Below are 12,847 nucleotides of genomic sequence, written 5' to 3'. Positions count from 1 at the left end.
GCCCGCCGACACCGCAACCGAGGAGTTAGCCATGCCTGTCACCGAGGTGACGACGCACCGTGTGCGCGTCCCACTACACACCCCTTTCGTGACCGCAGTCCGCTCCACCTCCGAGGTGGAGGCACTGCTGGTCGAGATCCGCGACGAGGACGGGAGATGCGGCTGGGGTGAGGCGACCCAGAACTGGCGGGTCACCGGCACCAGCCTCGCTGGAGCGGAGGCGGCGGTCACCGGACCGCTCACCGCTGCCGTCGTCGGAGCTGACCCGGACGACCTCGACCCGCTCGTCCACGCCCTTACCTCAACTGTCACCGGCAACCAAGCAGCCGTCTCCGCGGTCGACTGCGCCCTACACGACCTGGCGGCCCGGCGGCGGGGAGTGCCGCTCGCCCAACTGCTGGGCACCACCCGAGGGTCCGTGGCCACCGACGTCACCCTCGCCGTCGACACGCCTTCCCGGATGCGGGCTGCCGCCCAGCGGCGCCGTACCGAGGGCTTCACCGTGCTCAAGGTCAAGCTGGGCCGGGGCGAGGCTGATCTGGCCCGGCTCACCCAGATCGCCGAGGCCGCGGGAGAATCCACCGTTCTCCGGGTCGACGCCAATCAGGGCTGGACGCCAAAGCAGGCCGTCCGAATCATCCGTGCCATCGAGGACCGGGGACTCAACGTCGAATTCATCGAACAACCCGTCGCCGCCGGCGACATTGAGGGACTCGCCGAGGTGACCCGCGCGGTCACGCTCCCGATCATGGCCGACGAGGCGGTCTGGTCACCGCGCGACGCGCTGCGGCTGATCGGGACACGAGCCGTGGACATGATCAACATCAAGCTCGCCAAGTGCGGTGGTCTACGGCCGGCCCGCCACCTGATGGCAGTGGCCGAGGCCGCCGGTATCGGGGTGCTCTTCGGCTCGATGATGGAGACCCACGTCGGTGTCGCGGCGATGGCGGCCCTGGCTGCCACCGTCTCGGAGACTGCGCCGATCCCCGACCTCGACGCGGCCTGGTGGATGTCGCGATCTCCGGTCATCGGCGGCGCACGGTACGAGGGCGCCCACCTCGTCCTGGCCGATGCCCCTGGTCTGGGCATCACCGCACTCGCCGACGGGATGGACTGAGGCAGAACCAGAAAGGGAGGCGCATGCCACCGTAGCGATGCCCGGTCGTCGCCCGCTGAAATCGGGGTTGTTTATATCGTGGGTATCTGCTCATAATATGGGTGAGCCGTAGATCACACCGCGCGATGCCTGTGATGTGACCCGCGGGCATACAGGAGTCGTCCAAGGGAGTGGCCCATGTCAGACACCGCAGTGGTGATCAATACCGCGGTCGCGATCCTCGCCGTGGTGGTGATGATCGTGAGATTCAAGTTCAACCCCGTTGTGTCCCTGGTGATCGGGTCGGCCTACCTCGGGCTGGCGGTGGGGCTCGGCGTCGAGCGCACCATCGAGGCCATCACCACGGGTTTCGGCGAGATCATGGCCGAGGTCGGACTGCTGATCGCGTTCGGTGTGCTGATGGGAGCCATCCTGCAGCAGACCGGCGCCATTCAGCGGCTGGTCGAAACGCTGCTACGAGTGTTCGGCCCCAAACGCATGCCCTATGCCATGTCGTTGACGATTGCGACTGCGCTGCAATCGATCTTCCTCGATGTGCTGCTCGTCATCTCCGCACCGCTGGCCCGCAATCTGTCGAAGCGGATCGGTAAGAACGGCACGGCGCGGATGTCCGTCGCGATGGCGATCGGGCTCGAATGCGGCATCGTGTTGATGGTGCCGGGTGTGGGCGCACTCGCCCTGGCCGGACTGCTCGGTGTCCCGTTGGGCAAGATGCTGCTGTTCGGGCTGTGCTTGGTGGTCCCGACGGTCGCGATCTCGGTGGCCATCATGTCGTTCCTGTTCAACCACGGCTGGTGGGACGCCGACCGCGACGAGCAGCCCTTCATCGGTGAGGAAACGACCACCGACGAGCCGACGGGTGGCCAGGGTGCTTCATCCGGGGACGAGGGCGGTGTGGCCGTGAAGACCGCCACGCCGGCCCGCACACAGACGCCGCTGGCCGTGTTGTTCGCGCCGATGTTGGCCGCGCTGGTGCTTATCGCGACGGGTGCGATCCTCGACGCGGCCGACATTCACAATCCCATCGTGAAATTCGTGTCGTCGCCGGTGATCGCTCTGCTGATCGGTCTCGTCGGCACGAGCTTCGTCGGGCGTTATGCGCTGGGTGGGGAGGCGATCGAGAAGGCGATCACGACGGGATTCAAAGAGAGCGGTCAGATTCTGATCCTCACCGGTGTGGGCGGCTCACTCGCGGCCACCATCAAGGCGGCCGGTCTGGGCGACATCCTCGGTGAATACTTCACGGCCAGCACCGCCGCTCCGCTCTTGATGGTCTGGGCCATCGCGGCGGCCCTGCACGTGGCGGTCGGTTCGGTCACCATCTCCGCGATCACCTCGGCCGGCATCCTGGCCCCGGTCGCCCCGATCATCGGTCTGGACCCGGTGCTGATCGCCCTGGCCGCCGGTGCAGGATCGCTGTTCGCCGTGCACGTCACCAGTAACACCTTCTGGCTGCTGCAGTCGCTGATGGGCCAATCCACCCGTGGCGCACTCAAGACCGTGACGGTCGGTGTATCGGTGGCCTCTGTCGTCGCGATCCTGCTGATCCTGCCTGCCAGCCTGCTGTTCTGACACAACTTGGAAAGACTATGACTGACAACGATATCCGTCCGCTCGCCGGTGTGCGGGTCCTTGAACTCGGCAACTACATCGCCGCCCCGACCGCGGGCCGTATGCTGGCCGACTTCGGGGCCGAGGTGATCAAGGTGGAACGCCCGGTCACCGGCGACGAACTGCGCAACTGGCGGTTGTACGCCGGCACCACCTCGATGCTGTACCGCACCATCAACCGCAACAAGAAGTCCATCGTGCTCGACCTGAAAACCGAGCGTGGCCGCACCATCGTGCTTGACCTCCTGAAGCAGTGCGACGTGCTGCTGGAGAACTTCCGGCCCGGCACACTCGAAAAGTGGGGACTGGGTCCCGAACAGCTCAACGAAGTGAACCCGGACCTCGTCATCACCCGCATCTCGGCGTTCGGCCAGACCGGGCCGCTGTCCGAGCGCCCGGGTTTCGCCGCCGTGGCCGAGGCCTATGGCGGGCTGCGCGAAGTCGTCGGTGATCCTGACCGGCCACCGGTGCGCACCGGGGTGTCGATCGGCGATTCGATCGCAGGCATCTACGCCGCCTTCGGCACGGTGATGGCCTTGTTCCAGCGTGAACGCACGAAAGTGCCTCTGGAGCAACGTGTCATCGACGTCGCACTCAATGAGGCGATCCTGTCGGTGATGGAATCACTGGTTCCCGACTACCTGGCCTATGGCGTGAAACGTCAACGCGTGGGCGGGCGGATGGAGGGCATCGCCCCTAGCAACGCCTACCCGTGTGCGGACGGCGCCAACATCATCGTGGCAGGCAACGGCGACGCCATCTACCAGCGCTACATGACCACGATCGGCCGTCCGGATCTCGCCGCGGACCCGACTTTGCAGACCAATGCCGGACGCTGGCAGCGCCGCGACGAACTCGACGCCGCGATCGCGCAGTGGTCCAGCCAGCTCACCCGCGACGAAGCGCTCAAGCTGCTCGACGAAGCCGGGGTGCCGTCCGGGCCGATCTACACCGCGGCCGACATCTGCGACGACGCACAGTACGAGACGCGAAACATGATCCAGCACTTCGACGTCGACACCGGCGGGGCCGAACCACAGTCGGTCGGCTTTCCCGGCATTGTGCCCGTCATCGGCGGCGCATCGCTGCCGATCCGCACCGTCGGGCCCGATCTCGGTGCGCACACCCACGAGGTCCTGTCGGGTCTACTGGGCCTCGACGACGAGGAAATCGGAGCTCTCGCATGACGATTCCGGAACCACGCCCGTACACTCCGCGCGCTGAGTTGCGCGACGTCACGCTACGTGACGGTCTGCAGCTGACGGCCAAGGTGCTGCCCACCGCATTGAAGGTGGAGGTGATCCGCGAATTGTTGGCGATCGGCGTGCCTGCGCTCGAGATCGGCTCGATGGCCAGGCCTGACCTCGTGCCGCCGCTGGCCGACACCCTTGACGTGGTGGCGGCTTTGACTCCGGAGGAACTGGACAGGTGCTGGATCTGGGTCGCCACTCCTCGGCATGTGGGCATGGCCGCGGCAATGGGCGCTCGCCGCTTCCAATACTGCTTGTCGGCATCGGACTCCCACAACCAGGCCAACATCGGCCGCACCACCGAAACCAGTGTGGCCGCGATGCCCGAGGCGATTCAGACGGCCACGGATGTCGGCGGGTCGATCCAACTGTGCATCGCCACCGCCTTCACCTGCCCATTCGAGGGGCTCGTCGACCCATCGCGGGTATGGGCGATCGCGTCGGATCCGCGTACCCAGGGCGCTGAGGACATCGTGGTGTGCGACACCATCGGGCAGGCCATCCCCACTCAAGTCAACGACCTGATTGAGGGGATACGTACCTCAACTCCGCAACGGCGCATCGTGTTTCACGGCCATGACACCTGGGGCCTGGGCGTGGCCAACAGTCTGGCGGCCATCAACGCCGGCGCATCCATGGTGGATGGGTCACTCGGCGGCCTGGGCGGATGCCCGTTCGCACCGGGCGCCAGCGGCAACACCTCGACCGAGGATCTGCTGTTCGCGCTGCGCCCGGACTGGCTCACGACCGACGCATTGGCATCACTGGTACAGCTTTCGGAGAAGGTCCTCGCCGAACTCGGGGAACCGAACCGGTCGAAAACGGCGCAGGGGGCGCGTTCCAGCGCAACGGCGTTCCCGTGGGTCATCGGCCAGGACGGCGCATCAGGGTAGATTCGCGACATGGCAAGGGAAGCAGTGGATCCGTCCGGCAAGCAGCAGACCCTGCTGGTGCTGACGAAGATCACCGAAATCCTGGACGCGTTCACGCTGGCGCAACCGGCGCTGACGCTCGGAGAGATCCAGCAGGCCACCGGGCTTCCCACCTCTACCGTGCAGCGGTTGGTCAGCAACATGGTCGCCCACGGGATGCTGGACCGTGTCGGTGACCAGATCCGCGTCGGCATCCGGATGTCGTACTGGGCGGCGACGGCGCGTAAAGACGTCGATGTACTCGCGGTGGTGAATCCGGTGCTCAAGGAGGTGCGGGACAAAACCGGCGAGACTGCGTGCTTCTTCACCGTCGAGCAGAACTTTCGGGTATGCGTCGCGGTCGCCGAGACCCATCACGCGCTGCGCCGAAACATGTACGTCGGAAAGGTCATTCCGCTGCACGTCGGGTCGGCGTCGCGTGTCCTGCTGGCGTGGAACCCCGACCTGGCAGAGCAGGTGTTGAGTGCGCCGCTGGAGCCGTTGACCGAAGGTACTGTGACCAGCGCCGAGGAACTGGCCGGCCTGGTGGCGCGTACCCGGTCCGACGGCTACGCCATCACCACAGGCGAACGTGAGGATTCGGCGTCCGGTCTGTCAGCGCCCGTGTTCGACTCCGCCGGAGACATTCTGGGCGCGTTGACCCTGAGCGGACCCACGGTCCGCATGCCGCGTCAACAATGTGAGGCGTGGGTGGATCTGGTGGTCGGTTATGCCGAACAGATCACCCGGACGTTGGGAGGCGGGCCGCCGCAGTGAGATGGCGGCACCGGAGCCCGGGACCGACCGATCATGTCAGCCCGGGACGGGGCGGCCTCGGCACAAACTCGTTTCCCTGACGGCGGGTGTCCCGCCTACCCTGGGGAGCCGCACAGACGACGCTCGGGGGAGACAGGAGTTTGGGAATGGGGACGGGCCCGAGCACGGGGGAGATCGCGACGCAACCGCGTGCCCAGTCGAGTGCCAACGTCATCATCGCGCTGCTGGTCGGTTCGGCGTTCGTGATGATCCTCAACGAGACGATCATGAGCGTCGCGCTCCCGGCCCTGATCGTCGATCTGGACATTGCCGCGAGTACGGCGCAATGGCTCACCAGCGGTTTCCTGCTGACGATGGCCGTCGTCATCCCGATGTCCGGCTCGCTGCTGCAGCGTTTCCCGGTGCGTGGCATCTACGTGGCGTCGATGGCGTTGTTCTGTGCCGGGACGTTGGTGGCCGCGGTGGCACCGGGTTTCGCGGTACTCCTGGTGGGACGCATCGTGCAGGCCTGCGGCACCGCCGTCATGATGCCGCTGCTGATGACGACGGTAATGACATTGATCCCCGCCGATCGGCGCGGGCAGATGATGGGCACCATCACGATCGTCATCGCTGTCGCACCGGCGATCGGGCCCACCCTGTCGGGGTTCATCCTGGGCTCGCTGGACTGGCGGTGGATGTTCTGGATCGTGCTGCCCATCGCGCTCGTTGCGCTCTCGGCCGGTCTGGCATGGCTGCGGGTCGACGACGAACGGCAGGAACCGACGCCGATCGATGCCATCTCGGTACCGGTGTCGGCGATCGCGTTCGCGGGCTTGGTGTTCGGGCTCTCACTGCTGGGGGAGTCCGCCCACGGCCGGCAGGGCGTACCCGCGTGGGTGCCGATGACGGTCGGCGCGGTGGCGATGGTGCTCTTCGGGGCTCGACAGGTGCAGCTGCAACGACGTGACCGGGCGTTCCTCGATCTGCGTCCGTTCACCTACCGGCGGTTCTCGGTGTCGCTGGGCCTGGTGGTCCTCGGCTTCATGGGGTTGTTCGGCGCGATCATCATGGTCCCGCTGTACGTCCAGGACGTGTTAGGCAAGAGTGCGCTGGTTGCCGGATTGGCGACCCTGCCGGGCGGGTTGCTGATGGGCGTGGCAGGACCATTGGTCGGCCGCGCCTACGACCGTCACGGCGCTCGGGTGCTCGTGGTGCCGGGTTCGGTGCTGCTGTGCGCGTCGCTGTGGGGTTTCACGGCGTTGTCGGCGGTATCCCCGATCTGGGAACTGGTGGCCTTGCAGACGGTCATGATGGTGGGTTTGTCGATGATGTTCACGCCGCTGATGACCGACGCGCTCGGCGTGCTGCCCGACCGGCTCTACTCACATGGCAGTGCCATCCTGACGACGTTGCAACAGGTCGCGGGGGCGGCGGGTACCGCGCTGTTCGTGACGGTCATGACCAAGGCGTCGCAGTTGGGCGGGGCGCCGGATCTGCCCGGCGTGCACGCGGCTTTCCTGGCCGCGGCGGTGATCGGGGTGGCGGCCGTGGTCGCCGCGTTCTTCACGGCGCCGCGTCCGAGTCCCGCGGGTGGCACGCCGACGCACTGACGCGGGCACGTTCGCCCTCGTGCCAGTTCGCCAGCAGCCGCAGCGCGGTCTCATCGGCCGACCCGGGTTCGGTGGTGTAGACGATCAGGATCTGGTCCGGATCGGCCGAGGGATTCAACGCCTGGTAATCGACTGTGAGATCGCCCACCAGCGGATGGTGATAGGCCTTGGTGCCGGTGGTGCGGCGTTCCACGGTGTGGTTGGACCACCACCTGCGGAACTCCACCGAGTGGATCGACAATTCGCCGACCAGCGCTGAGAGCTTGTCGTCGTCGGGATAGCGACCGGCGTCAAGGCGCAGCATGGCCACGGTGTCGGCGGCCACCTCATCCCAATCGGCGTAGAGCTCACGTGCGTGCGGGTCGAAGAACACGAACCTGGCCTGATTGCGTTGCGGGGCGGGTAATTCCCGGAATTCGGTGATCAGCGCCCCGGCGAGCCGGTTGTGGGCCAGCACATCAAGGCGCCGGCCCAGCACAAACGCCGGTGACCACACCCGGTCGAGGCGCTCGAGCAGGCGCAGGGTGGCCACATCCACCGATTGGGGTTTGACGCGCCGCTTGCGTTGCGCGGGCTGGGGCCGGGCCAACTGATGCAGATGCTGGCGCTCGGCATCGTTGAGCTGCAGCGCCGCGGCCAGGGCATCGAGCACATCGGTCGAGGCGCTGCGGCTGCGGCCCTGCTCGAGCCGGGTGTAGTAGTCGACGCTGACCCCGGCCAGCCGCGCCAGTTCCTCGCGGCGCAACCCCGGCACCCGGCGTCGCGAGACCCCGTCGTGCAGGCCCACCTCGGGTGGGCTCAGCTGGGCTCGCCGTGCGCTGAGGAATTCCGCCAGTTCCGAAGACTTCCGGTCGGTCATGGTGCCAGTCTGCCGGGTACGCGCCCGTTGTCGACGGCGAAAGTGGCCCAGTTTGTCCCCCGATATGCCGGGCCGGTTTGACCGCCCCATCGAGGCCGCCCGGGAGGTTGTGTTGGTGACGAACCACAAGTATTCGAGAAAGGGACCACATGGCCACCGTGCTCACCTCGACACCACTGACCGGCAGGGTTGCCGTCATCACCGGCGCCTCCAGCGGTATCGGCGCGGCCACCGCAGAGCGATTGGCCGCGCTGGGGGCCGAAGTCGTCCTCGCCGCCCGCCGTGCCGATCGCCTGGAAGCGCTCGCCGAGCGCATCGCCGCGGCCGGCGGCACCGCCCTGGCCCTGCCGCTCGACGTCACCGACCGTGCGGCGGTCAGCGCCGCCGCCGACCTGATCACCACCTCCTCGATCGCTGCGACGCGAGTCCTGGAGAAGTTCTCGGTGTACTCGGGCACCAAGGCCTACATCAGCCAGCTGACCAGGCTGCTGCGGGTTGAGCTGGGCCGCAAGAACGTCCGGGTCGCCACGGTGGAACCCGGCATGGTCGATACCGAATTGCCGCTACATGTCACCGATCCCGATGCCACACAACTGATGGCCGACCTGATCGAGGACATCGACGTGCTCAGCGCGGCCGATGTAGCCGAGACCGTCGCCTTCATCGCCTCGGTGCCCCGCCACGTCAACCTCACCGAGATCACCATCCTGCCCGCCCAGCAAGCCATCTGACGAAAGAGCTTCATAATGAACGAATCTGCCAAGACCGTGCTGATCACCGGAGCCTCCAGCGGGATCGGTGACGCCACCGCCCGGAGACTGGCCGCCGCCGGGCACCGCGTCTTCCTCGGTGCCCGGCGCACCGACCGGTTGCAGCAGCTCGTGGACGGAATTGCGAACTCCGGCGGCACCGCGTCCTCCCGCCGCCTCGACGTCACCGATCCCGCCGACATGCGAGGCTTCGTGGCCGACGCGGTGGCCACCTACGGCCGGGTAGATGTGTTGGTCAACAACGCCGGGGTGATGCCGCTGTCTGCTCTGGCCGAGAACCGGGTCGACGAGTGGAACCAGATGATCGACGTGAACATCCGCGGCGTATTGCACGGAATCAGTGCGGCATTGCCTGTCATGCAGGCACAGGGCGGCGGGCACATCGTGAACATCGCGTCCATCGGCGCCCACGAGGTCGAACCGACCGCCGCGGTCTACTGCGCGACGAAATTCGCGGTGTGGGCGATCTCTGAAGGCCTGCGCAAGGAGAGCGCCGGTGACATCCGGGTCAGCGTGGTTTCGCCCGGTGTGACCGAATCCGAACTCGCCGAATCGATCTCAGACGAGCAAGCGCGTTCGGCCATGCGCGAATATCGGGCGATCGCGATTCCTGCCGCAGCCATCGCCGACGCCATCGCCTTCGCGATCGGGCAACCGCCCGAGGTCGACGTCAACGAGATCGTCGTCCGCCCCGCGGCCAGCATGCACTGAGCGGCCGGTCAACGTCCTCGACTGGGATTATCCTCATCAGGTGTCGACCGCCCACCTCATCCCCGAGCTCGCGCCGTACTGGCAGAAACTCGACTTTCCTGAGTTGCTGTCTCGGCCGGCGGCATTCTTGTCGATCGCGCAGAACAACTGTGTGTACTCACCCGGCGGCAAGCTGTACGGGGAGCGCCACGACCTGAGAGGCAGCCTGCCTGCCACTGTTCGCGCGGTGCGGGCAGCCCGAAAGGCGCCGAACTTCCGCTCGTTCAACTGGGTCGGATATTCGGAGTATCGCGACGACTATCCGAAATCGGCGCTGGACGAGGTTCAGTACGCGGCCTGGACCGAGGGCGATGAGGCCGGCCCGGAACAGATCGCCTGGGACAACGAGTTGATCGCCGAGTTACGTGAACTTGTCGAGCCGGGCGACAACGAGTTTCTCGAAATGGGATTGCAGTCGGCCTTCATCGGAACCCAGTTGCCACTGGAGCTGACGCGCAAACGTATCGAGGTCGTGGTGATCACCGGTACACACCTGGATTGGTGCGTCGAAGGCAATGCGCGCGTCGCCAGGGACTTCGGCTACTCGCCGATCATCATCGGAGATGCCACCGGCGCGGAGACGGTCGAACAAGAGCAGGCCGCGTTCGAACGAATCAACAAATATTTCGCACCGGTGATCACTTCAGAGCAGTTCGTCGAGTTTCTCGGTTTCGACACCCAACTGCTCGAATAGTCCATTACCGCCAAATCGTGCGGACGCTGGTGGCAAACCGTTTAGAGTGCTTATGCGGTTCGCAGAGCACAGCCCTGAGTCTGTCTGGCGAGGCGCGGAAACGGGGGTAGTTGTGCCTATCGGGAAATGGAATATCCGCATACTCACTGGTGTGGCGGTGGCGGGCGCCTTGCTCGGCAGCACTGCTGCGCCGGCAACTGCCTGGCCGATTCCCCTGACCTCCGATGACCTCAATTTCCTCGATGCGGCTCGTGGCAACTTTCCCGGCGACGACGACCAGCTGTTGCTGGTTGGTCGGCAGGTGTGTCGCATGCTCTACACCGGGCAACGGTCACCGGAGGTGATCGACGCGATTGCAGTCCAGTACGCCGCCACCCCGAACCAAGCGGCCAGCGTGCTGAGAGCCGCTCGCGGCACCTTCTGCACGCAGGCCCCCGGCTGAGACTTATTCGAGGACGAAAACCGGGATCAACCGATCGGTCTTGGTCTGGTACTCCGCGTAGGGCGGGTAGGCCTCAACGGCCAGCTTCCACCAATGTTCCCGCTCGGTTCCGTCGATTTCGCGGGCGGTCAGCGTGACGACCTTCTCGCCGTCCTGCACGGTCACCGTGGGGTTGGCCTTCACATTGAAGTACCAGGATGGGTGCTGAGGATCGCCACCTTTGGAGGCGACCATGGCGTAGCGGCCGTCTTCCTCAACCCGCATCAGCGGCACATAGCGCTTCTTACCCGACTTGGCGCCTGTCGTGGTGAACAGGACCACCGGGCGGTCCATGACCTCGACTCCATCGGTGGTGCCCTGCTCGATGATCTTTTCGGTCTGTTCGCGTACCCAATCGGTGGGGCTCAACTCCGCATGTTCAGTCACAACCGGCCAAACGCCGGAGGACCCTCTGTTATTCCGGTTGCGGTTTATAGTCACCCGTAGGACACGACATGTCCTAATGCCGCCTGAGGTGGCCTGATTCGACCGGAGGTGCGATGAGTGCTCTGCTGCGTGCGGTGCGGCAACAGCGCGGTATGACGCTGGAGGAGCTCGCCGCGGAGACGGATCTGACCAAGAGTTACCTGTCCAAGATCGAACGCCGGCGTTCCACGCCGTCGATCGCGGTGGCGATGCGGTTGGCGCGGGTGCTCGAGGTCGATGTCGCGCAACTGTTCTCCGAGGACCAGGCGGCAACGACGTTGTCGGTGGATCGCGCAACAGACCGGGAGGTCAGTCGTTACCACGCGGTGGCGGCCACCATGCTCGGAAAGTCGATGTCTCCGTTCATCGTCCATCCCACGCTCAAGTTCGCCGACCATCCTCATCCTGAACACGGCGGGCAGGAACTGGTGTTTGTCCACGCGGGGACGGTCGAGCTGCGCTATGACGACCAGTTGGTCACCTTGGACGCCGGGGATTGTGCATATTTCGATTCCTCGCTGCCGCATCAGTTGCGCCAGCGGGGCAGTGCGCGTAGCGAGGTGCTCGTGGTCACGCACGCCGATTACACCCGCAATCGGTAATCCGCCGACGTGCGGTTCAGCTCTGCGGGGCTGTCCTGAGATGTCGGCATGCCCATTGCACCGTGCTCATCGTCTCGCTGTTGTGTTGGGCGTTCGGTAAGCACTTCGATATTCGCTCCAGGCGCGCGTCTCCTCAACATCATTGACTGTAGGACACAAAGTGTCCTACAGTCTTCAGCGTGTCACCTCAAGTTTCTCCACTCGGAAAGGGGTACTCGGATGACGACGACACTTGGTGATTCGAAGAAAGACTTGATGCAGCGTGCGCTCGATGGGTTGTCCACCCACATCGAGGAATCCAGCCTGACGACACAGCAGAAGCTCGCCTTGACCTGCCGGGCGCTCTTCGACGCAGGCCACGACTCCGGTTTGGCAGGCCAGATCACCGCCCGGGCAGAGCAGCCGGGTACTTACTACACCCAACGGTTGGGACTGGGTTTCGACGAGATCAGCGAAGGCAATCTCCTACTCGTCGACGAGGATCTCAACGTTCTCGAGGGCGAGGGAATGGCGAACCCGGCCAACCGGTTCCATACCTGGATCTACCGGGCACGGCCGGATGTGCAGTGCATCGTGCATACCCACCCGTTCCACGTCGCAGCGCTATCGATGCTGGAAGTGCCGCTGAAGGTGTCGCAGATGGACATCGCCCCGCTGTACGACGACTGCGCATTCCTGGCGGACTGGCCCGGTGTCCCGGTCGGCAACGAAGAAGGCGAGATCATCAGCGCCGCGCTGGGGGACAAGAAAGCGATTCTGTTGGCCCACCACGGCCATGTGATCGCCGGAGCCAGTATCGAAGAATCGTGCTCGCTGGCAATGTTGATCGAACGCGGCGCCAAACTGCAGCTGGCCGCCATGGCGGCCGGCACTATCGCCGACCTGCCGCCGCGGCTGGCGCGCGAGGCCCACGACTGGACGCTGCGTCCCAAGCGCAGCCAGGCGAACTTCGCTTACTACGCGCGGCGCGCCCTGCGCAACCACCCGGACGCATTGACCAGCTGACC

General features: G+C 65.5%; 14 protein-coding genes. 12 read left to right on the top strand and 2 right to left on the bottom strand.

Translation table 11 applies throughout. The features are described from left to right. Nucleotides 1-31 precede the first annotated feature (31 nt). The 6 genes from M1247_RS17665 (at nt 32) to M1247_RS17640 (ending at nt 7,258) form a co-directional block, all read left to right on the top strand. Nucleotides 32-1,117 (top strand): mandelate racemase/muconate lactonizing enzyme family protein, encoded by a 1,086-nt coding sequence (locus M1247_RS17665; protein WP_317157663.1) that lies wholly within the window; start codon nt 32-34, stop codon nt 1,115-1,117. A 177-nt stretch (nt 1,118-1,294) separates the two neighbouring features. Beyond that, nucleotides 1,295-2,689 (top strand): GntP family permease, encoded by a 1,395-nt coding sequence (locus M1247_RS17660; protein ID WP_317157662.1) that lies wholly within the window; start codon nt 1,295-1,297, stop codon nt 2,687-2,689. Nucleotides 2,690-2,706: 17 nt separating this feature from the next. Continuing rightward, nucleotides 2,707-3,915 carry a CaiB/BaiF CoA transferase family protein gene (locus tag M1247_RS17655; protein ID WP_317157661.1) on the top strand — a complete coding sequence of 403 codons (1,209 nt, stop codon included), beginning with the start codon at nt 2,707-2,709 and terminating at the stop codon, nt 3,913-3,915. Beyond that, nucleotides 3,912-4,871: a hydroxymethylglutaryl-CoA lyase-like TIM-barrel protein gene (locus tag M1247_RS17650; RefSeq protein ID WP_317157660.1), complete on the top strand. Its 960-nt coding sequence runs from the start codon at nt 3,912-3,914 to the stop codon at nt 4,869-4,871. The genes M1247_RS17655 and M1247_RS17650 overlap by 4 nt, the downstream gene beginning before the upstream one ends. 9 nt (nt 4,872-4,880) lie before the next feature. Then, complete coding sequence (locus M1247_RS17645; protein ID WP_317157659.1) at nt 4,881-5,666, top strand: IclR family transcriptional regulator; 786 nt, start codon at nt 4,881-4,883, stop codon at nt 5,664-5,666. Between the two features lie 146 nt (nt 5,667-5,812). Then, entirely contained in the window at nt 5,813-7,258 is a 1,446-nt protein-coding gene (locus M1247_RS17640; RefSeq protein WP_317157658.1) for a DHA2 family efflux MFS transporter permease subunit, read from the top strand. Here M1247_RS17640 and M1247_RS17635 read toward each other — a convergent pair. Continuing rightward, complete coding sequence (locus tag M1247_RS17635; protein ID WP_317157657.1) at nt 7,212-8,117, bottom strand: helix-turn-helix domain-containing protein; 906 nt, start codon at nt 8,115-8,117, stop codon at nt 7,212-7,214. The two genes, M1247_RS17640 and M1247_RS17635, sit on opposite strands and share 47 nt — an antisense overlap. Before the next feature lie 149 nt (nt 8,118-8,266). Here M1247_RS17635 and M1247_RS17630 point away from each other — a divergent pair, with 149 nt between their 5' ends. The 4 genes from M1247_RS17630 to M1247_RS17615 all read left to right on the top strand — a co-directional run bounded on the left by M1247_RS17630 (nt 8,267) and on the right by M1247_RS17615 (nt 10,773). Continuing rightward, nucleotides 8,267-8,848: an SDR family oxidoreductase gene (locus tag M1247_RS17630; protein WP_317157656.1), complete on the top strand. Its 582-nt coding sequence runs from the start codon at nt 8,267-8,269 to the stop codon at nt 8,846-8,848. Nucleotides 8,849-8,863: 15 nt separating this feature from the next. Then, nucleotides 8,864-9,598 (top strand): SDR family oxidoreductase, encoded by a 735-nt coding sequence (locus tag M1247_RS17625; protein WP_317157655.1) that lies wholly within the window; start codon nt 8,864-8,866, stop codon nt 9,596-9,598. Between the two features lie 40 nt (nt 9,599-9,638). Next, nucleotides 9,639-10,331 (top strand): cysteine hydrolase family protein, encoded by a 693-nt coding sequence (locus tag M1247_RS17620; protein WP_317157654.1) that lies wholly within the window; start codon nt 9,639-9,641, stop codon nt 10,329-10,331. 151 nt (nt 10,332-10,482) lie between these two features. Then, the gene (locus tag M1247_RS17615) at nt 10,483-10,773 is read left to right on the top strand and encodes a DUF732 domain-containing protein (protein ID WP_317157653.1); all 291 of its coding nucleotides are present in this window, start codon (nt 10,483-10,485) and stop codon (nt 10,771-10,773) included. Nucleotides 10,774-10,776: 3 nt separating this feature from the next. Here the strand turns inward: M1247_RS17615 and M1247_RS17610 are convergent, their stop codons facing one another. Then, nucleotides 10,777-11,199: a nitroreductase family deazaflavin-dependent oxidoreductase gene (locus M1247_RS17610; protein ID WP_317157652.1), complete on the bottom strand. Its 423-nt coding sequence runs from the start codon at nt 11,197-11,199 to the stop codon at nt 10,777-10,779. Between the two features lie 113 nt (nt 11,200-11,312). Here M1247_RS17610 and M1247_RS17605 point away from each other — a divergent pair, with 113 nt between their 5' ends. Together M1247_RS17605 and M1247_RS17600 are read left to right on the top strand one after the other, a co-directional pair. Then, on the top strand, nt 11,313-11,840 hold the full coding sequence (locus M1247_RS17605; protein WP_317157651.1) for a helix-turn-helix domain-containing protein: 528 nt from the start codon (nt 11,313-11,315) through the stop codon (nt 11,838-11,840). A gap of 219 nt (nt 11,841-12,059) precedes the next feature. Continuing rightward, the gene (locus M1247_RS17600) at nt 12,060-12,845 is read left to right on the top strand and encodes an aldolase (protein ID WP_317157650.1); all 786 of its coding nucleotides are present in this window, start codon (nt 12,060-12,062) and stop codon (nt 12,843-12,845) included. Nucleotides 12,846-12,847 lie beyond the last annotated feature (2 nt).

This window comes from Mycobacterium appelbergii (assembly GCF_032883035.1).
In the GTDB taxonomy this organism is placed as follows: domain Bacteria; phylum Actinomycetota; class Actinomycetes; order Mycobacteriales; family Mycobacteriaceae; genus Mycobacterium; species Mycobacterium appelbergii.
This window is presented reverse-complemented; position numbering and strand designations above follow the sequence as displayed.